The sequence below is a fragment of the Bacillus xiamenensis genome (assembly GCF_000300535.1).
Classification (GTDB): Bacteria; Bacillota; Bacilli; order Bacillales; family Bacillaceae; genus Bacillus; species Bacillus xiamenensis.
Window position 1 is genome coordinate 1 of the sequence record NZ_AMSH01000061.1, and the last position, 20,998, is coordinate 20,998.

A 20,998-nucleotide genomic window follows, 5' to 3' on the forward strand; every position below is an offset into this window, starting at 1 on the left:
CGCCGGTACTCGTCCTTCCTAGACTGCAAAGGTTTTCAGGTCACGCTGAAAAGAAGACAAAGGGCTAAAATAACGATCATTTTAGCCCTTTGTCAACAATCTGATGGCTTCCATGAAGGAAGCCATTTACTCTTGCATAAAATCAAACGGAGTGATTCCCTCCATGCCAATATTTGCATCGTGTACGCTGAAAGGCAGCTCTTTTTGAAGCGCTGCAAGCTCAGCATCCATGATTTCTTCGGTCTTAGCAAGACGCATTGTTAAGGACGTTTGTCTAAGGGAATCCTCATTATTTTTCACGCCCCACTCCAAGGCTGATTCCTCACCGCACAAAATTAAAAACTTTTTACTGCGTGTAATGGCTGTGTACAGTAGATTTCGCCGAAGCATTCGATAATAGCTTCTGACGACTGGCAGCACAACAATGGGGAATTCACTGCCCTGAGATTTGTGAATAGAGCAGCAATAAGCATGGGTAAATTGATGAAAATCTTTTTTTGTAAACGTGATTTCGTTTCCATCAAAAGAAATCACCGCCATATCTTCTTTTTCCGTGTTTTCTTTCGCATAAAAAATCGATACGATTTCACCAATATCCCCATTAAAGATATGATTCTCCGGCTGATTGACAAGTTGAAGCACCTTATCACCTGTCCGGTAGACGACGTCACCAAAGGGAATTTCTCTTCCTTTTGGCTTTTTAGGGTTCAAAATTTGCTGAAGCATTTTATTCAGCTCGTTGATACCAGCTTTCCCTTTATACATCGGTGCCAGCACCTGAATGTCCTTTGCTGAATAGCCCTTTTGAGCAGCGTTGCTGACAACTTTTTCGATGACTTCTTTTATTTGATCAGCTGAACATTGAATGAAGGATCGATCCTTCGAGCGTGCGGTAATATCTTTTGGTAAAACACCATTTTTCATATCATGGGCAAGCTCAACAATGGATGAACCGTCTGCCTGACGGTAAATATCAGTTAACGTTACAGCTGGTACGGCTTGTGATGCAAGCAGGTCTCTTAACACCTGACCGGGTCCGACAGATGGAAGCTGATGTTCGTCTCCAACCATAATGACTTGAATGTCATTTGGAATCGCCTTAAACAAATGATTAGCCAGCCAAATATCCAGCATACTCGATTCATCAATAATCACGAGTTTTCCTTCAATCGGCTGATCTTCATCATGTGAGAAGCCTTCTGACCCATTCCAGCCTAATAGCCGGTGAATGGTCACAGCTGGAAGCCCTGTAGATTCAGTCATTCGTTTCGCCGCGCGTCCAGTTGGTGCAGCAAGCACAAACGGAAAAGACTCATCTTTTTTATAATCACTAGGGTCAAGAGAAACGCCATGAAGATCGCTATAAAGCTCGACAATCCCTTTAATGACCGTCGTTTTCCCTGTACCCGGTCCGCCTGTTAAGAGCAGCATTGGGGACATGAGCGCCTTTTGAATGGCTTCCTTTTGTGTCGGCGCATACTGGACGCCCAGCCGTTCCTCCAGCTCACCGAGTGCGAGAAGGAATTCTGATTCAGGAAATTGATCAGCATATTCTGTTTGAGAGACGATTTTCCGAATGCGTTTCGCCACACTTTGCTCCGCATAAAAAAGCGACGGATGATAGCACCGCTCATCTTCTATGATCATCTCTTTCGCTTCTCCAAGTGCAATGATCTGATTGGCAACGTCCATTTCATTCACTTTGTAGTCATTACCTGTTTGATTGAGCAGCTTACGGGTTTCGACGATCAGATCTTTCGTTTGTATGTACGTATGACCGTCCTGAAGGCTTGCTGTCTCGACAGTATAAAGCAGAGCTGCACGAATGCGGTCTGGGTCATTTCCAGATATCCCTGTTCTAGCGCCGAGCTCATCTGCTTTAATAAACCCAATCCCTTCTACGTCTTTGACAAGCTGATAAGGATTTTCCTCAATCTTCTGCAAGGTTTCACTCTCGTACACTTGGTAAATTTTCATACTGAGCTGCGGACCAAAGCCATATTGATTCAGGTTGATCATGATTTGCTCCAGTCCTTGATGCTCCTGAAGTGCGGCAGCCAGCTTGTCTGCCTTCTTTTTTGACAGGCGCGGAACGTCATACAACACAGACGGATCACGCATAATTTGATGAAGCGTCTGATTGCCAAGTTTCCCGACGATTTCTTCCGCCGTCTTCTTCCCTATTCCTTCGAATAAGTCACTTGAGAGATAATGAATAATCCCTTGTTTTGTTGTAGGTACTTCCTTTTGAAAATGAGTGGCCTGAAACTGCTCACCAAATTTCGGATGGCTTGTGACTTTGCCATAGAAGGTGTAGGTTTCCTCCTCATGAAGTGCCGGGAAGTAGCCTGTGACAGATGCTGTTTTTTCCTCTAAGTTTTCTGATGTTTCAATGACTTTGACTTTTAACACCGAATATAAATTACTTTCGTTATGGAAAATAACCGCTTGAACCGTCCCTTTTAAAAATGGTTCGTCTTCAAGCTTTATTTGATCTGGATGTTCCTGCACAGGTCTTCCCTCCTTCCGTCTATTCTGCCTCTTGAATCAGCTTTTGTGCATGCAGTGCAAGCATATGATCTGGCTGCACGTCAATGGCTTTTCCTAGCATCTCAAGTGCTTCGTCTTTTTTCTCTAAATAGGCATACGCAACCCCTAAATTATAAAAGGCATCTGCATGCTGCGGATCTCGCGTGACCACTTCGGTAAAGGCCGCCACCGCTTCTTCCAGCATCTGTTCATTCGCAAGGCACATGCCAAATTGAAACCTTGCTTCGTTATCTTCTTCGTTTAGCTCAACGGCACGCTGAAGATAAGGCATCGCAAGCTTCGGTTGCTCTAATTTGATAAGCGTTTGCCCTAGCATATAAAACAAATCGCTGTTTACCATTCCAGCTTTTAGCGCTTGCTCAAAATAGTCTTTTGCTTTCATAAAGTCTTCTTTCAATGTGTACACATTTCCTGCTCCGTAATAGGCTGCAGCTGCTGTATGATCAAGTTCAATGGCTTTTTGAAAGAAGTTCAGAGCACGTTCAAATTCATTGATACTTGAAAGTAAGTTTGCAAAGTTAATATATGGAACCGGGTCCTTTGGGCTTTCTTCAATGGCTTTTGTAAAAGCTTCGGCTGCCTTTTCGATGTTCCCTTGGTTTAACGCTTCTATGCCGATCTCATTATGATTCATTTGCTCTTATCATCCTTTCATTAAAAAACCTCAACAGCGACGTTGAGGTTTTTAACACATGTTACACATACGACAGCTTCTGACCGTCTTTAAAGACATCGTCAATTGTCCCGCCGCCAAGACATTCTTCGCCATCATAGAAGACAACGGCTTGTCCTGGTGTGACAGCACGCACTGGTTCATCAAAGATGACCATCGCTTCTTGTTCACCTGTCATTTTGACTTTCACATGATGGTCTTCTTGACGGTATCTGAATTTTGCTGTGCATGTTAATTCACCGTTTTCGTCGACAATATGAGGACGAGTCCAGCTTATATTTACGGCTGAAATGCTTTCAGAGTATAAAAGTGGATTGTGGAAGCCTTGTTCAACAAATAAGATATTTTTCTCTAAGTCCTTCCCAACAACGAACCACGGGTCACCGCTTCCGCCAATGCCAAGTCCTTGGCGCTGACCAATCGTGTAATACATCAGTCCATCATGTTCACCTTTTACTTCTCCGTCCATTGTCTGCATCACACCGGGCTGTGCAGGCAAATATTGGCTGAGGAACGTTTTAAAGTTTCTTTCCCCAATAAAGCAGATGCCCGTTGAATCTTTTTTCGTTGCGGTAGCAAGCCCCGCTTCTTTTGCTAATTCACGCACTCTTTTTTTCTCTAAATCGCCGATTGGGAACATCACTTTATCAAGCTGTTCTTGAGTCAGCTGATTCAAGAAATAGGTTTGGTCTTTGTTTGCATCAAGACCTCTTAGCATTTTCACTTCATCGCCAGTTCTGTCGATACGTGCATAGTGGCCTGTTGCTAAATAATCTGCACCAAGTGACAATGCATGCTCAAGAAATGCTTTGAACTTAATTTCTTTGTTACACATGACATCTGGGTTTGGCGTTCTGCCTGCTTTATATTCATCAAGAAAATATTGAAACACTTTGTCCCAATACTGCTTCTCGAAATTTACTGCATAATAAGGGATTCCAATCTGGTTACAAACACGAATGACATCCTCATAGTCCTCCGTTGCTGTACAAACACCATTTTCATCTGTGTCATCCCAGTTTTTCATAAAGATGCCGATTACATCATAGCCCTGCTCCTTTAGCATGAGAGCAGCAACTGATGAATCGACTCCTCCAGACATACCAACCACAACTCTTGTGTCTTCTGGTCTTTTTGTCATCTTCATCAACTCCAATTTCAATGAAACAGCGTGCGCGTTTCGTTCTTCAGGTGCCTGGCTGTTTCATTTTTCACACACGAACAAAAAGGGAGCATTTATTTGGCTAGGCGTTTGACAACAGCCGCGATCTTACGCGCCGCCTGCTTTACATGTTCCTCTTCATTTCCAAGACCGAAGCTTATTCTGACTGAGGATGTCAGCTCTTTTGCTTCTTCGCCATACATGGCGCTTAATACGTGCGAAGGAAGGACAGATCCAGCCGTACATGCTGACCCGCTTGAAACAGCAATCCCTTCCATATCTAAGTTCACAAGTAACGATTCAATGGAGACACCGGGGAAATGAACATTTAAAATGTGCGGCAATGTCTGTTCCGGATGTCCATTGATAGAGAAATTGAGTGATTCCTCCTCGAATACTTTGAGCATCGTTTCTTTGAGCTTACCATAATGCACTGCTTTTTCTCTTCTATTTTGCTTTGTTAATTGAACAGCTGCTGCCAGCCCAACGATCCCCGCCACATTTTCAGTGCCAGCACGGCGTTTTCTTTCTTGTTCTCCTCCGAATATTTGCGGAGAGAGTTTTACGCGTTCGTTGACATATAAGAAACCTGTTCCCATTGGACCATTTAATTTATGGCCAGAAGCAGATAACAGGTCAATATGAAGAGCTGCAACATCAATTGTCATTGTGCCAAACGCCTGTACGGCATCAGTATGAAAATAAGCCGTGTGATCGTGTAGAAGTTCACCAATTTCTTTGATTGGCTGAATGACGCCTGTTTCATTATTGCCGTACATGATGGTCACAAGAATCGTATCATCTCTTAGTGATTGTTTGAATTGGTCAAGTTGAATGAATCCAGTGTGATCAACATCTAAATACGTCACATCAAAACCAAGCTTCTCTAATCGCTCACATGTATGCAGCACTGCATGATGCTCTGTTTTTGCTGTGATAATATGTTTTCCTTCATGTTGCCTTGCCATTGCAACACCTGTGATCGCCAAGTTGTCCGCCTCTGTTCCCCCGCTTGTTAGGATGATCTCCTGCGGTTTACAGTGTAATTCTTCTGCAATGATTTCTCTTGCCTCATCGAGCCGCTTCCTTGCCTCGCGCCCGTATGAATGAATACTCGAGGGATTGCCAAATATCTCTGTAAAGTAAGGCATCATCTTGTCCACAATGCGCTGATCCATAGGCGTTGTAGCTGCATGATCTAAATAGATACGTTCCATTTCCGGTACACCTCTGATCTAAATATAGAACATATACGCGTCTTGATCCCCGTCATCTGTATAGCTTGCCAAGTCTTCAAGAGTGGTATTGTCTAGTACGTCTTTTACTGCATCACGAATTCGAATCCAAAGTTCACGCTTTGCTGGTTCTTCGTTTTCGATCACTTCGACAGGACTAATCGGTCCTTCTAATACACGAATAATATCACCGGCTGTAATCTCGCTTGGTTCATGGGCAAGAACATAGCCCCCATAAGCCCCGCGGATACTTTTCACAAGACGGGCATTGCGAAGTGGTGATACAAGCTGCTCTAAATAATGCTCAGACAAATCATTGTTTTGAGCGATTGATTTTAATGATGTAGGGCCTTCGCCATGTTTTTTGGCTAATTCGATCATGATCGTCAGACCATATCTGCCTTTAGTGGAAATTTTCAAGTTAAACACCTCTGCGTTTTCTAATTCTATGTCATCAATTATTTTTCTGATTTCATATACGCTGTTATATAGACCAAAAGCAATTATATCATACTTTCAGCCAACTTTCATTTGCGGCCTCTGAGCGCTAAAGGAGGACGCATCCCTTTTCTATTTGAAGAAATTTCGGTACTCTATATAAACAAGACATTGCTTTAGGAGAGATAATCATGAAACCTTTAGCGTATCGGATGCGCCCAAGTCATATTGAAGATATTATCGGGCAGGAGCATCTCGTTGGAGAAGGTCAAATTATTAGACGAATGGTCGAGGCAAAACATTTATCCTCGATGATTTTATACGGACCGCCGGGCATTGGCAAAACATCAATTGCAACTGCGATAGCTGGCAGTACAAGCATTGCCTTTCGTACGTTGAATGCGGTCATTCATCACAAAAAAGACATGGAAGCTGTCGCCGCTGAAGCAAAAATGAGCGGTCAGGTCATCCTGATTTTAGACGAAGTTCACAGGCTGGATAAAGGGAAGCAGGATTTCCTTCTTCCGTATTTAGAAAATGGCATGATCATTTTAATTGGCGCAACAACAGCCAACCCGTATCATGCAATCAATCCAGCTATCCGAAGCCGGACACAAATATTTGAGCTGAAGCCGCTTGAAACAGAGCAGATCAAAGCCGCTTTATCACGGGCTTTACAGGATGAACATCGCGGGCTTGGCAGTTATTCGGTCACAGTTGATGAAAAGGCGATGAATCATTTTGCGAATGGATGCGGAGGAGATGTGCGCTCTGCTTTAAATGCGCTTGAACTAGCCGTCCTATCGACAAAAGCTGATGAATCTGGACATATCACGATCACTCTTGCCGCAGCAGAAGAATGTTTACAGAAAAAGAGCTTCTCGCATGACAAGAACGGTGATGCCCATTATGATGTCCTCTCGGCTTTCCAAAAATCCATCAGAGGGTCTGACACAGATGCCGCCCTGCATTACCTTGCAAGACTTATTGAAGCGGGAGACCTCGAAAGCATTTCAAGACGATTACTTGTGATGGCTTACGAAGATATTGGCTTAGCCAGTCCGCAGGCAGGGCCCCGCGTGTTAAGCGCTGTTCAAACAGCTGAGAGAGTCGGCTTCCCAGAAGCACGGATTCCACTCGCCAACGCCGTCATTGAACTGTGTCTTTCTCCAAAATCAAACTCCGCTTATCAAGCAATTGATGCAGCACTGCATGATATTCGTACTGGGAAAATAGGTGAAGTCCCTGCTCATTTAAAGGATGCTCACTATAAAGGAGCAACAGCACTCGGAAGAGGCGCCGGTTACTTATATCCGCACGATTATGAAAATGGCTGGGTGAAGCAGCAATATTTACCTGACCCGCTGAAAAACAAGCAATACTATGAACCGAAGCAAACAGGAAAATTTGAAGGTGCACTGAAGCAAGTCTATGAGAATTTAAGACGGCAAAAATAAAAATAGCCCCCTGCATTTCGCAGGCGGGCTATTTATTTATCTTTCACACGTGTAATCGGAATGTCTTTTAAAAGCTTCATAATGACATGACCACCCATGATCAGTCCAGCAACAGATGGAACGAATGCATTGGATGATGGCGGCATTTGCGCCTTACGAATTTTCGCTTCATCATTTCCAACTTCTTTTCTGACATCTTCACGAATCACAATCGGACTTTCATCAGAGAAAATCACTTCAATCCCTTTTCGAATCCCTTCCTTACGCAGACGTGTTCTAACGACTTTTGCAATGGGATCCGTATGTGTTTTCGAAATATCATCAATTTTAAAGCGTGTCGGATCTGTTTTGTTTGCAGCACCCATACTAGAAATGATATTCACACCGCGTTTTAGGCACTCTTTCATTAAATGAATTTTATAATGAATCGTATCTGATGCATCAATGACATAATCAAGCGGATACTCAAAGAACTGTTCATATGTTTCTTCTGTATAGAACATTTTGAGCGCAACGACTTCACATTCTGGGTTAATGTCAGCAATTCTCGCCTTCATTAAGTCCACTTTAGGCTGACCGACTGTTGACAGCAATGCTGGCAGCTGACGGTTTACATTTGTAATATCAATATCATCTTTATCAACAAGAACAATACGGCCAACACCTGAACGAGCGAGCGCTTCTACTGCAAATGAACCAACGCCGCCTACTCCAAGCACTGCAACTGTACTGTTTTTTAATATATTTAAGCCTTCCTTGCCAATGGCAAGCTCGTTTCTTGAAAACTGATGTAACAAGTGCCTCACTCCACCTTTATTTAAAATGAATCGAAAGAATCATATCATATTCAGACTTCTCCGTCATCCTTCTCAAAAAGAAAAAAACACAAAAAAGTCCCGATGACGCCGCCAGCTGTTCCTTCGTTTTGAACCCCGCACCATGCAGGTGGGTGCTTTCTTCCTCACTTTATAAGTCCTCAGATGAGGCATGAATGCAGAAAGGAAAGCCAAGCTCCCGTAGAAAAAAATGTTCGGTCAAAACTAGGTAACCACCGTACGTATCAGGACTTTATTGATTAGTTGATGAAAGCATATCATAGGCATGCCGCTTTTTCAAGCGTTTACATGCCTATAAACATCCGCCTATTTTACTGTTTTACTTTTGTTTTAATCGCTAAACTTAGCTCATCAAGCTGGGCTTCGCTTACAGTGCCAGGAGCATCTGTGAGCACACAGCTTGCACTTGCCGTTTTCGGGAACGCAATGGTATCTCTTAGGTTAGATCGGCCGGCAAGAAGCATGACTAAACGGTCAAGACCAAGCGCGATTCCGCCGTGCGGAGGAACACCATGCTCAAACGCATCTAGAAGGAAACCGAATTGATCGTATGCTTCTTCTTTTGAAAAGCCAAGTAAACCAAACATTTTTTCTTGAATGTCCTTTTCGAAAATACGAATAGAACCCCCGCCAAGCTCATAGCCATTGAGCACAAGATCATAAGCCTGAGCTTTCATGTCTTCTGGACTTGTTTCAATTAATTCAAGGTCATCCCGAACTGGCATTGTGAAAGGATGGTGAGCAGCATAGAAGCGGCCTTCTTCTTCATCTTTTTCAAGCAGCGGCCAGTCAACGACCCATAAGAAATTGAATAAAGACTCATCAATCAGTCCAAGCTCTTTCCCAAGTTTTAAACGAAGTGCACCAAGGGCATCATGGACAACAGACGTCTTGTCAGCGACAAAAAGTAAAAGGTCACCCTCTTCGACTTGAAGCTGCTCTTTCAATTCTGCTTGCTTTGACTCATCAAAGAATTTAGCAATCGGTCCTTTTAATTCTGTCCCTTCAGCTTTTAGCCAAGCAAGACCTTTAGCCCCGTAGTTCGCCGCAAATGCACCAAGGGCATCAATGTCTTTTCTTGAGTATTTTGCTGCAGCCCCTTTTACATTTATGGCTTTGACAGCCCCGCCACTGGTTACAGCCCCGCTGAAGACTTTGAAATCTGAGTCTTTTACCGTGTCTGAAATGTTGATAAGCTTCATGTCAAAGCGGGTATCTGGCTTATCAGATCCATAGGAATTCATCGCTTCATCATACGTCATACGTGGTAATGGCAATGTAAGGTCAATGCCTTTCACATCTTTCATGACCTTTGCCATCATCTCTTCAGCAAGCGTCATGATGTCTTCTTGACTCATAAAGGACATTTCAATATCGACTTGTGTAAATTCCGGCTGGCGGTCAGCACGTAAGTCTTCATCTCTAAAGCAGCGAGCAATTTGATAGTAGCGGTCCATCCCAGACACCATCAATAATTGCTTAAATAATTGCGGAGACTGCGGCAACGCATAGAACTCTCCTTCGTGTACACGGCTTGGCACAAGATAGTCACGTGCACCCTCTGGCGTACTTTTTGTTAAAATTGGTGTTTCAATGTCTAGAAAGCCGTTATCATCTAAGAAATGGCGGAATGCTTTTGTGACTTCATGTCTCATTTTCATCGTTTCAAACATTGCAGGACGGCGAAGATCTAGATAGCGGTATTTTAATCGTACATCTTCCGATACCTCGTCTGCTTGATCTGAAATCATAAATGGAGGGGTCTTTGCTTCATTTAACACAGTGACCGTCTCCACTTGAATTTCAATTTTGCCTGTTTTTAAATTTGGGTTGATGGTGGTTTCTTCTCTTGCGACGACTGTTCCTTTAATATCAAGGACATATTCATTACGAATCGATTCTGCTGTCTCAAGTGCCTCTTTTGATAGGTCTGGATTGAAGACAATTTGCACAATGCCTGTACGGTCACGCAGGTCTATAAAGATTAATCCGCCAAGGTCACGCCGTTTTTGTACCCACCCTTTTAATACAACTGTCTGACCAATCTGGTCTTCTGTTACTTCTCCACAATAAAAAGTTCTACCAAACACAAACATTCCACTCCTTCTTTACGCTTTCTGGTGGGCTTTCATCATTTGAATGAGCTCATCAAGCTTCACTTCAATTTGTTCACCCGTTGTCGTATCTTTCACATTCACAATTTGCTGCGCCAGCTCATCCTCACCAAGAACTGCAATAAACTTGGCTTTCAAGCGATCCGCCGCTTTAAATTGTGCTTTTAGCTTTTTCCCTGTATAGTCCATTTCACTTGAAATGCCTTCTTTTCGTAGTCGATTCAATAATGCCACAGCATAATCTTTTGCTTGATCTCCTAATGCGGCAATGTAAAGATCAATGCCGCCTTGTACTGGAAGCTCAATCTTTTCTGCATCAATTGCTGATAGGAAACGCTCAATACTCATCGCAAAGCCGATGCCTGGGGATTCAGGACCGCCAATTCCTTCAACGAGTCCATCATAACGGCCGCCTCCGGCTAATGTTGTGATCGCACCAAAGCCTTCTGCATTACTCATAATTTCAAATGCTGTGTGATTGTAATAATCAAGACCACGCACTAAGTTCGGATCGACGACATATTCAATGCCTAGATCTGTTAAGTATTGTTTGACTTTTTCAAAATAAGTCCTTGATTCTTCATTTAAGAAATCTTGAATGGATGGTGCCGTTGCCATCAGTTCGTGGTCACGGTCCTTTTTACAATCAAGAATACGTAATGGATTTTGATGTAAACGAATTTGGCAGTCGTGACAGAATTCATCCATTCTTGGCTCAAAGTGCTCAACAAGTGCTTGGCGGTAATCTGCCCGGCTTTCTTTGTCACCGAGGCTGTTAATGACAAGCTTTAAGTTGGAAAGACCTGCTTTCTCATACACACTCATTGCAAGTGAAATGACTTCAGCATCAATGGCAGGATCTTTTGAACCGATCGCTTCAATTCCAAATTGATAAAATTGACGATATCTTCCCGTTTGCGGGCGCTCATAGCGGAACATCGGTCCGATGTAATACAGCTTTGTAGGCTGCGTAGGCTGAGCGAATAATTTATTTTCTACATAAGAACGTACTGTTGAAGCCGTTCCCTCTGGACGAAGGGTGATGCTGCGTCCTTTTTTGTCTTCAAATGTGTACATCTCTTTTTGAACGATATCCGTTGATTCGCCTACTCCTCGCGCAAACAGCTCCGTATGCTCAAAAATCGGTGTGCGAATCTCTTTGTATTGGAAGGCTGCACATGTATCTCTCGCAATTTGTTCAACATACTGCCAGCGTTCTGACTCTCCAGGTAAAATATCCTGTGTACCTCTTGGAATATTAAAACTCATTTTTCGTCCTCCTACGACCATCATCATTTTTTATGTGGACATATAAAAAACCCCCGCCTCTACTATGTGTATAGTAGGGACGAGAGTTATACCCGTGGTGCCACCCTAGTTGGAACATGATTCAGCCATGTTCCCGCTCAAATCCTTAACGCAGATTCACGTTCTCCGCCTAATGACTCATTTTTAGAGCGTTCAGCAGGAAACCTACAGAGTGTTCTTTCGTGATAAATGCCATGCGGATTCGCTTTCAGCCTAAGGCGATTCCTCTCTGCTCACGCAATTTACCCTACTATTCTCTATCATCAGTTCCACATTTTAAATTTTCAAGTGTGTTGATTTATATTATAATAAGGTCGGTGCTGCCACTCTGTCAACCCTTGCCGTGCCTCTTTTTCTTTTCCAGCTCTTCTTTTGACGTGCAGCCGTATTCAGATGCCGTTTCTTCAAGGAAGCCTGGTTGATCCATTTCGTCGTGCTGCCAGCGATCGATATCACGATGTCCATTATACTGCACTCGTCCTAATTTTCTGCTTAATCTCATGTTTGTACATCCTTTTATCACATTTTTATCTAGTATAAACAGATTGATTCATTTTTATTAGGGATACTGCAAGGAATTAGTCCATTACATAACGAATTTACATTCATCGGTTTTACAAGGGAGGGGAAAACACCGTTTTGAATCTGAAAACACACAATCACATGATCATGTTGCTGACCTGTTTTGTTCTCATCGCCAGCACGTTGCCCATGACACATGCGACTGCTCAAACAGACCAAGCAGTCGTTGCAACAGATGAAATCAATGTGCGAACCGGTCCTGGTTTGAGCTATGGGATCGCAGCTGTTGCGAAACGAGGAGAAAGCTATCCGATTCTCACTGAACAAGGGGAATGGGTGCAGATTGGGCTATCGAACGGACAAAAAGGCTGGATTGTCTCATGGCTGATTACCCGGTCATCTGACACGCAAAAGCCTGCGAAGACAAAGACGCAAGATCAACGTGCAGAAGGAAGCCGCACAATTACCTCGACAGCCTCCGATCTTCGCATTCGGACAGGCCCAGGGACTTCCTATCAAGTCATCGGAACTTTCCCGCAGGGCGCTTCCGCTAAGAAGCTGGGCACAAGCGGCGCATGGACAAAAATTTCGTATCAACAAGCAGAAGGCTGGGTCCACTCTGATTACATTTCTGGCGGACAAAAAACTTCTCAATCAAGTTCAGGTGAGTCCGCTCGTTCTAAACAGACAGGCACAGTTGGCGTATCCAGCTTGAATGTTCGACAATCAGCGGCACCAAATGCACAAGTGGTGGCTTCACTTAGCCGCAATACACACATCACCATTTTACGAGAGCAAAATGGCTGGTATGAAATCGAAGCCAAAGGGACAAAAGGCTGGGTTGCAAGTTATTATATTGTCACAAGCCAAGGAGCAAGTTCGGCCCGTGAAAAGAGTTCATCCTCTTCGTCCTCTCATCAGAACGCGTATATCGTCTATGATGGAACGAATATTAGAAAAAGCGCTTCTACCTCTGCTGCGATTGCAGAAAGAGCAACGAAAGGAGCAGCTTATCAAATTGTTCGAACGCAAGGTGACTGGTATGAAGTCACCCTATCTAACGGCGGAACAGGATATGTGGCGAGCTGGGTTGTTCAAACAAAGAAAAATAGCAGCGAGGCACCAAGACCTCAGCAGGATTCATCGTCTGGAACTGGATCTTTAAAAGGGAAAACGATTGTTCTTGATCCTGGTCATGGCGGGAAAGACAGCGGCACGATCGGCGCAGACGGTGCTTTTGAAAAGAATATCACCATAAAAACCGCCAATTTACTGGCAGGCAAATTAAGAGCTTCTGGAGCAAATGTGTATTTAACAAGAAGTGATGATACATTTATCAGCCTTCAATCGAGGGTTGCCACTTCTCATTACCGAAATGCAGATGCATTCATCAGTCTTCATTATGATAGTTTTATGGACCCAAGTGTCAGAGGAAGCACCGCATATTATTATCAGGCATCAAAAGATCAAAGCCTAGCGGCAAACCTTCATGCTGAAGTCGCAAAACGATCACAAATCCCAGATAAGGGTGTTAAATTCGGAGATTATTTTGTTTTAAGAGAAAATAAACGCCCTTCCCTTTTATATGAACTCGGCTATTTAAGCAACCCTCAGGAGGAAGCGATCATCTATAGCGCCTCTTACCAAGAGCGAGTGACAGAAGGAATGACAGAAGGATTAAAACAATATTTTCGATAGAAAAAAAAGAGGCCGCTGCGCCTCTTTTTTGATGCCAAAAGAAAAAGACTCTAAACAAACTCTCAGCAAGAGTTTATCTACAGTCTATTCTTTGCTATCCATCAAAATCGTGACTGGCCCTGAATTGGTCAATGACACGTCCATCATCGCGCCAAAACGGCCAGTTTCAACAAGGATGCCCTTTTCTCTAAGGGTTTCATTGAAGCATTCGTAAAGTGCGTTTGCCATATCCGGCTTGGCAGCTTTCATAAAATTAGGCCGTCTACCTTTTCTCGTATCACCATAAAGGGTAAATTGAGACACAGACAGAACGCTTCCTTTTACATCCAACAATGAACGATTCATTTTCCCGTTTTCATCTTCAAAAATACGTAAATGTACCAGCTTTTCAGCTAAGTCATGCACATCTTCTTCTGTATCTTCATGTGTGACACCAACCAGCACCATATATCCTTCATTGATGGCACCTGTGACCTCATCTTCCACCTTCACAGATGCACTCGTCACACGCTGAACAACAAGCCTCATAGACGATATACTTCCTTTCTAATTCATAAATCGGCGAACAGAGTAAATGTCTTTGATTTGTTTGATGCGTTCCACTACTTTATGCAAATGGTTGATATTTTGGATAAAAATAGCCATATGAATCGTCGCTACTTTGTTACGATCAGACTTCCCAGAAACAGAGGAGATGTTTGTTTTTGTTTCATTCACTGCTTGAAGCACCTCATTGAGTAAGCCGCGCCTGTCATATCCTAATATCTCAATTTCCACATTGTATTCTTTACGGTTTCGAGCAGGCTGTTCGTGCTCCCACTCGACCGGGATTAACCGCTCCTGCGCTTCTCCAGTCTTCACGTTCGGACAGTCCTCACGGTGAACAGATACGCCCCGGCCTTTTGTAATAAAGCCAACAATGCTATCACCAGGAACAGGATTACAGCACTTGGATAAGCGGACAAGCAGATTATCAATTCCTTTGACTCGTACGCCCGCTTCGCGTTTTTTCCCGTGATATGGTTTTGACTCTACCGTCACTTCTTGGACGGTTTTCTCTTGTTCTTCCTGATCTCTTTGTTTTCTTTCTTTTTCAGTTAAACGATTCGCCACTTGGAGTGCCGTAATTCCGTTATAACCGACGGCCGCATACATGTCCTCTTCATTTGAGAAATTAAATTTATCGGCCACTTTTTGCAGGTTTTCAGGTGTCATAATGTCTTTGACATCAAACTCAAGGTTTTTGATTTCTTTCTCCACGAGTTCTCGGCCTTTTTCGACATTTTCTTCACGGCGCTGTTTTTTGAAAAACTGTCTGATCTTGTGCTTCGCTTGGGAAGTTTGGGCAAGCTTGATCCAATCCTGACTTGGACCATAGCTATGCTTAGATGTCAGAATTTCAATAATGTCACCTGTTTTTAATTTGTGATCAAGTGTGACCATTTTGCCGTTGACCTTGGCTCCGATTGTTTTATTCCCAATTTCCGAATGAATCCGGTACGAAAAGTCAATTGGAACTGAACCAGACGGCAGCTCAATGACGTCTCCTTTTGGCGTAAACACAAACACCATATCAGAGAAGAGATCAATTTTTAACGATTCCATAAATTCTTCCGCATCTGTGGATTCATTTTGGAATTCTAGGATTTCTCTAAACCAAGACAGCTTCTTCTGGAAAACAGCTTCTTCCGTCGATTCTGCTGATTCTTTGCCTTCTTTATACGCCCAGTGTGCCGCAATTCCGTATTCCGCAATTTCGTGCATTTCTACTGTACGGATCTGAACTTCCAGCGGGTCCCCTTTTGGACCAATCACTGTTGTATGAAGTGACTGATACATGTTCGGCTTTGGCATAGCAATATAATCCTTAAATCTGCCTGGCATCGGCTTCCAGCACGTATGAATAATACCGAGTACGGCATAGCAGTCTTTAATGCTGTCCACCAAAATACGAACAGCCAGCAAATCATATATTTCATTAAACTGCTTATTTTGCAAGACCATTTTGCGATAAATGCTATAAATATGTTTCGGTCTGCCGGAGAATTCAGCCTTGATGTTCACCTCAGACACACGGTCTTTCACTTCATTGACAACCTCGTCCAAGTATTCCTCACGTTCCGCTCGTTTGCGCTTCATGAGATTCACAATCCGGTAATATTGCTGCGGATTTAAATAGCGGAGGGCTGTATCCTCAAGCTCCCACTTAATCTTTGAAATCCCTAATCTGTGCGCAAGCGGTGCAAAAATCTCAAGCGTTTCATTTGAAATTCTACGCTGCTTTTCCTGCGGAAGATGCTTGAGTGTTCTCATATTGTGAAGACGGTCTGCCAGCTTAATCAAGATCACACGAATATCCTGCGCCATTGCAACAAACATTTTCCGGTGGTTTTCGGCCTGCTGTTCTTCTTGTGATTTATATTTAATCTTCCCAAGCTTTGTCACACCATCAACCAGCATTGCCACTTCTTCGTTAAAATGCTCTTTTAAATCCTCTAATGTCACATCCGTATCCTCGACAACATCATGCAAAAAGCCGCCAGCAATGGTCGAAGGGTCCATTTCAAGATCAACAAGAATTCCAGCCACTTGAATAGGATGGATAATATAAGGCTCACCGGATTTCCGGTATTGCTCCTTGTGTGCATTCTCAGCATACTCGTATGCACGCTCTATAAATTGAATATGTTCAGCGGACAGGTATTCTCTTGCCTTGTCAATGACCTGCTGCGCCGTTAAAACTTGTTCGTTCGCCATGGAATCACCTTTTTTAAATGAAAACTGTATTGTAGTTTATTATCAAGAAAAATTCGATAGATGTAAAGAGAAGAAGTCCGCTAAAAGATTTTTGATAGGAAAAAAGCACCCTTCTTACTGAGTGCTTTTTTCGTAAAACTCCATTAGTATTGCATTAACGTCAAGATGTCGTAACCGTCCAGCTTCTTTCTGCCATCAAGATACGTCAGCTCAATTAAAAATGCAATCCCTGCAACAACGCCGCCTAATTCCTCAACAAGCTTGATGGACGCTTCAATCGTTCCACCAGTCGCAAGTAAATCATCTGTAATCAGTACACGCTGACCAGGACGAATCGCATCTTTATGAATCGTTAATACATCTTTACCGTATTCCAAACCGTAATCAACTTTAATGACTTCACGAGGAAGCTTTCCTTCTTTACGAACTGGTGCAAAACCTACACCAAGTGCATATGCTACAGGACAGCCAATAATGAATCCACGCGCTTCAGGTCCAACAATGAGATCAATGTCTCTTTCCTTTGCGTATTCAACGATTTGATCCGTTGCATAACGGTACACTTCGCCTTTATCCATTAATGTTGTAATATCTTTAAATTGTACACCTTCCTTTGGGTAGTCAGGTACAACTGTCACATATTGTTTTAAATCCATCTTTTCCTTTTCCTCCTCGTACGTCAAAGCACAGGTGAGACTTCGCTCATCATGCTATTCAGCCATTCCTTCAGCTCTTTGGCTGAGGAATATGTTAGTGTTTGATCGAGTTCCATCAATCGTTGTTTTGCTGTATAAGACGATGATGCGGTTAAATCTTTTTTAGGGGCATCACGTACTATTGTCAGCACACCATTCTCTATTTTAACAAAACCGAGTTCAAAAAACACCTTTGTCATAAAAATGATTGTATCTTTTGTCCAGCCTCTATGTTTGGCAAGCTCCATGCCTTGTTCTTTGAGAGGAAAACTCCCCCGTTTTAACAAGAACCCATAAAACCATTTAAATTGGTCACGGCTCGGGAATGCGGACATAAAGTGATCTTCTTTCCGTTGAAACACCGTATAAATTCTTGCTGGTTTTTGATTTTCTAAAAGCAACTTGAGCAAGTGCTCATCTGCGGGAACATCGGCAAAGACCACATATTTCTCATGGACATCAAACGATGTAACATTGTCTGCATCGACAACATGAACCGGAATTTCCGTTTGCCGTTTTGTTTCTTCATCAAAACAGAGCACAACACTTTTCTCTGGATCAAGTGTTGATACTTTCTTTTCCCAATCCTTTTTCCCGCGTAAATCAAACAGCTGCCATTCATCCACTCGAGCGTCCTTTAACATAAGCTGAGGTTTCTTTCGATTATTCCATTCATTAATGGAGATCTCGCCAATGACCGAAATTTGACTTCCTGGGACGAGTTCTTCTTTTAGATTGCCTTGATGAAAACCGACACAGTCCAGCAGTTTGTCTTCGTCTTTCAGTGACATTTTTATATGATTTTGATTGGCCCCAATCGTTCGTATGTCTTCAAGCTTGGCGTCTTCAATCATGATAAACGGCTTAGGGTTCTGCATGCCAAATGGGGACAGCATCCCCACTTCTTCAATGGCCTGCACCGTAATCTCGTCCACTTTACATACCGCATCAACCCGTTGAATTGGAATAAAATCTTCTTCTGTCAACGTTTCATTTGCATATTGATTCAATCTTTCCCTAAGCAAAGGAACATCATCCGCTTGAAGTGTCATTCCTGCTGCCATCGGGTGTCCGCCAAAATGCGGCAGGATGTCACGGCACTTGCTCAAATGGAAAAACAAATCAAAGCCAGGAATACTTCGTGCTGACCCCTTCGCCATCTGCGTTTCTTCGTCTATGCCTAGCACAATCGCCGGACGAGAAAATGTATCAGTCAATTTCGAGGCAACAATGCCAACAACGCCAGGATTCCAGCCCGCTTTTGCGACAACGATGGCAGGCTGGTCACCGCCCGTCTCTTCGACCATTCGAATGGCTTCTTCCGTGATCGTACTGACGATTTTCTGCCGTTCTTTGTTGAGTTCTTGAACAAAACGAGCGAGCTCTTCTGCTTCATCCCTATCCTCCGTCATGAGAAGATGAACAGCTGGGTCTGCCTGCTCAATTCGTCCGACTGCATTCAGCCTTGGCGCAATTTGAAAGCCGACTGTTTCCTCATTGGCTTCTTCAAGAGTAGCCCCCGCTTCTTTTATTAACGCTTTTAGCCCAGGACGACGAGACTGCCGAAGCTGCATAAGGCCTTTTTTTGCAAGCCATCTATTTTCATCATGCAGCGGGACAAGATCCGCAATTGTTCCAATTGCAGCAAGATCTAATAAATCTACAGGCAGTTTCCCTAGGAGGGCATGTGCCACTTTAAACGCAACACCGACACCAGCCAGTTCTTTAAATGGGTACTCACAGCCTGGCTGCTTAGGGTGTACAATCGCAAGTGCCTCCGGCAGTTCCTCGCTTGGTTCATGGTGATCTGTGATGATCAGGTCTAATCCTATTTCTTTTGCAATTCGCGCTTCATTTACAGCAGCGATACCTGTATCCACTGTGATGACAAGCGATGCTCCCTGCTCTTTAATATATCGGAAAGCCTGTTCGTTTGGCCCATAACCTTCTTTAAATCGATCTGGAATATAAAAGTCTACTTTCGCAGACCGCTCTTTTAATGTATGTAAAAGTACAGACGTACTTGTCACACCATCTGCATCATAATCTCCGAAGATCACAATCGATTCTTGCGCTTCGATCGCTTTGTTGATGCGCTCTACTGCTTCTTTCATTCCTTTTAATAAGAATGGATCATGAAATTCGGCTTTTTGATCAAATAAAAAAGACCTCGCTTCTTCTACTTCTTCGAGTCCTCTTTGTACAAGAAGTGATGCAGTCAGCGCAGAAATATTCAGATTTTCAGAGAGTGATTTCACTTTTTCTTCGCTTGGATGCTCATATTCCCAGCGCATTTTGGATAATAACATAAATTCACCCCTCAACCACACTATTATACTAGAGTGGCCTGAGGGGTTTCAATTTTTATTTTATGAAATTGGACTGGAAGATTATTTTTCCTTCCGGTCAAAAGACGCTGTTTGTTCTTTTAAAGGCGTGACATTCGATTTCTTTTGAACGTCTTTGTCTGCCTTTTTGGAAGAAGCAGCAGGAACAGTCGCAGCGGCTGCACGTTCAGCTTTTAATGCTTTTAGTTCACGTTTCAGTTTTACAATTTGGAAAATCCCTGCAAAAGCCACAATGAGCCCACCCATGAGAACAGAGCCGATAATGACAAGGATCAGTGGCCATTCAGCCGTTCCAAATAAGTAGTCTACCTGCACAGGCCGCACATTAATCACGGCAAAAACTGAGACAATTAATACGAAAATAAATGCGAGTATAATGGTCCATTGTTGTTTATTCATCTACATATCCCCCAAGCTTTTTCTTTTATTCTTCCCTTTTTCTTGTCCTTTTTAAACACACAAGGAAAGTGGAAGATCTTCTATCAGCATGGGTGTGATTAGCTGCTGAGTTTTTCTTTAATTAAGTTCTTTAATTCTTTTCTTTCTCCAGAGATGACAAGGGTATCCCCTTCTTCAATGATCGTATCTGGTCCTGGATTTAAAATCTTCTCATGTGACTTTCTCACAATGGCGATGACTGTCACTTGATAATTTTGACGAACATCGAGGTCGCCAATCGTCTGTCTAACAGCTGGTGCGTTCTTTTCAATCTTAAACCATTCGATCATGAGTTCATCAATGGCAACCTCCACTGTCTCAAGCGCCTTTGGTTTATACACCATACCGCCTAAAATAGCCGAGATTTGCCTTGCTTCTTCATCGCTAAGCAAGATACCAGAAATACATTCTTCGTGATCATCCTCTTGAAAATGATACATCTCTCTTCTGCCGTCATCATGTGTGATGATGGCAAGCTTCTCATTATTTCTTGTGATCATTTCGGCTTTGTGACCGATACCAGGCAGTTCAGTTTCCCGAACCTTCATAACAGCCCCTCCAATGAATAAAGCCAAATGCCCAAAACAGGCACTTGCTTTCTATACTGATCTAAACGTATGTCATTATAGCAAAAGACCATTTCAAGATCAACGAAACCCGAAATGTTTTTTCAAATTGTCTTATTGTTGTGACAAATGGAGATGATGCATGAAAAAAGACTGCCATGCTGGCAGTCTCAGCTTGTAGACAAAGTCTGCAAGCTTTTT

17 protein-coding genes, 1 other RNA gene and 1 other annotated feature are annotated in these 20,998 nt (G+C 43.0%); of the genes, 2 read left to right on the forward strand and 16 right to left on the reverse strand.

Going from position 1 to position 20,998, the window contains the following annotated elements; all coding sequences use genetic code 11:
- Positions 1–126 precede the first annotated feature (126 nt).
- The 5 genes from recD2 to cymR all read right to left on the reverse strand — a co-directional run bounded on the left by recD2 (position 127) and on the right by cymR (position 6,040).
- On the reverse strand, positions 127–2,511 hold the full coding sequence (recD2, locus tag BA1_RS15420) for an SF1B family DNA helicase RecD2 (RefSeq protein ID WP_008360847.1): 2,385 nt from the start codon (positions 2,509–2,511) through the stop codon (positions 127–129).
- A 19-nt stretch (positions 2,512–2,530) separates the two neighbouring features.
- The gene (locus tag BA1_RS15425; protein ID WP_008360849.1) at positions 2,531–3,184 is read right to left on the reverse strand and encodes a tetratricopeptide repeat protein; all 654 of its coding nucleotides are present in this window, start codon (positions 3,182–3,184) and stop codon (positions 2,531–2,533) included.
- 61 nt (positions 3,185–3,245) lie between these two features.
- Positions 3,246–4,364: a tRNA 2-thiouridine(34) synthase MnmA gene (gene mnmA, locus BA1_RS15430; RefSeq protein WP_008360852.1), complete on the reverse strand. Its 1,119-nt coding sequence runs from the start codon at positions 4,362–4,364 to the stop codon at positions 3,246–3,248.
- A gap of 95 nt (positions 4,365–4,459) precedes the next feature.
- Positions 4,460–5,602: a cysteine desulfurase family protein gene (locus BA1_RS15435; protein ID WP_008360854.1), complete on the reverse strand. Its 1,143-nt coding sequence runs from the start codon at positions 5,600–5,602 to the stop codon at positions 4,460–4,462.
- An 18-nt stretch (positions 5,603–5,620) separates the two neighbouring features.
- A complete protein-coding gene (gene cymR, locus BA1_RS15440; protein ID WP_008360856.1) occupies positions 5,621–6,040 on the reverse strand; it encodes a cysteine metabolism transcriptional regulator CymR in 420 nt (139 codons plus the stop codon).
- A 209-nt stretch (positions 6,041–6,249) separates the two neighbouring features.
- Between cymR and BA1_RS15445 the strand changes: the two genes are divergently transcribed.
- Positions 6,250–7,515, forward strand: coding sequence for a replication-associated recombination protein A (locus BA1_RS15445; RefSeq protein WP_008360858.1), 1,266 nt, complete (start codon positions 6,250–6,252; stop codon positions 7,513–7,515).
- 32 nt (positions 7,516–7,547) lie between these two features.
- On the opposite strand, the gene BA1_RS15450 is transcribed toward BA1_RS15445, so the two are convergent.
- The 5 genes from BA1_RS15450 to BA1_RS19195 form a co-directional block, all read right to left on the reverse strand.
- Positions 7,548–8,312: a tRNA threonylcarbamoyladenosine dehydratase gene (locus BA1_RS15450; RefSeq protein ID WP_008360859.1), complete on the reverse strand. Its 765-nt coding sequence runs from the start codon at positions 8,310–8,312 to the stop codon at positions 7,548–7,550.
- 92 nt (positions 8,313–8,404) lie between these two features.
- Positions 8,405–8,585: non-coding RNA, 6S RNA (gene ssrS, locus BA1_RS18855), on the reverse strand.
- Between the two features lie 77 nt (positions 8,586–8,662).
- On the reverse strand, positions 8,663–10,441 hold the full coding sequence (aspS, locus tag BA1_RS15455) for an aspartate--tRNA ligase (RefSeq protein ID WP_008360860.1): 1,779 nt from the start codon (positions 10,439–10,441) through the stop codon (positions 8,663–8,665).
- Positions 10,442–10,459: 18 nt separating this feature from the next.
- Positions 10,460–11,734, reverse strand: coding sequence for a histidine--tRNA ligase (gene hisS, locus BA1_RS15460; protein ID WP_008360863.1), 1,275 nt, complete (start codon positions 11,732–11,734; stop codon positions 10,460–10,462).
- A gap of 72 nt (positions 11,735–11,806) precedes the next feature.
- Positions 11,807–12,046, reverse strand: a binding site (T-box leader).
- Positions 12,047–12,104: 58 nt separating this feature from the next.
- Positions 12,105–12,275 carry a YrzK family protein gene (locus tag BA1_RS19195; protein ID WP_003216250.1) on the reverse strand — a complete coding sequence of 57 codons (171 nt, stop codon included), beginning with the start codon at positions 12,273–12,275 and terminating at the stop codon, positions 12,105–12,107.
- 137 nt (positions 12,276–12,412) lie between these two features.
- On the opposite strand from BA1_RS19195, the gene BA1_RS15465 reads away from it, so the two are divergent.
- The gene (locus tag BA1_RS15465; protein ID WP_008360866.1) at positions 12,413–13,993 is read left to right on the forward strand and encodes an N-acetylmuramoyl-L-alanine amidase family protein; all 1,581 of its coding nucleotides are present in this window, start codon (positions 12,413–12,415) and stop codon (positions 13,991–13,993) included.
- Positions 13,994–14,077: 84 nt separating this feature from the next.
- On the opposite strand, the gene dtd is transcribed toward BA1_RS15465, so the two are convergent.
- The 6 genes from dtd to BA1_RS15495 all read right to left on the reverse strand — a co-directional run bounded on the left by dtd (position 14,078) and on the right by BA1_RS15495 (position 20,779).
- Complete coding sequence (gene dtd, locus BA1_RS15470; protein WP_008360868.1) at positions 14,078–14,521, reverse strand: D-aminoacyl-tRNA deacylase; 444 nt, start codon at positions 14,519–14,521, stop codon at positions 14,078–14,080.
- An 18-nt stretch (positions 14,522–14,539) separates the two neighbouring features.
- Positions 14,540–16,750 (reverse strand): RelA/SpoT family protein, encoded by a 2,211-nt coding sequence (locus tag BA1_RS15475; protein ID WP_008360869.1) that lies wholly within the window; start codon positions 16,748–16,750, stop codon positions 14,540–14,542.
- A gap of 143 nt (positions 16,751–16,893) precedes the next feature.
- Positions 16,894–17,406: an adenine phosphoribosyltransferase gene (locus BA1_RS15480; protein ID WP_008342729.1), complete on the reverse strand. Its 513-nt coding sequence runs from the start codon at positions 17,404–17,406 to the stop codon at positions 16,894–16,896.
- A gap of 23 nt (positions 17,407–17,429) precedes the next feature.
- A complete protein-coding gene (gene recJ / locus BA1_RS15485; protein WP_008360871.1) occupies positions 17,430–19,754 on the reverse strand; it encodes a single-stranded-DNA-specific exonuclease RecJ in 2,325 nt (774 codons plus the stop codon).
- Positions 19,755–19,835: 81 nt separating this feature from the next.
- Positions 19,836–20,192, reverse strand: a complete 357-nt coding sequence (locus BA1_RS15490) for a LapA family protein (protein WP_008360873.1) — start codon at positions 20,190–20,192, stop codon at positions 19,836–19,838.
- 98 nt (positions 20,193–20,290) lie between these two features.
- Positions 20,291–20,779 carry a cation:proton antiporter regulatory subunit gene (locus tag BA1_RS15495; protein ID WP_008360876.1) on the reverse strand — a complete coding sequence of 163 codons (489 nt, stop codon included), beginning with the start codon at positions 20,777–20,779 and terminating at the stop codon, positions 20,291–20,293.
- Positions 20,780–20,998 lie beyond the last annotated feature (219 nt).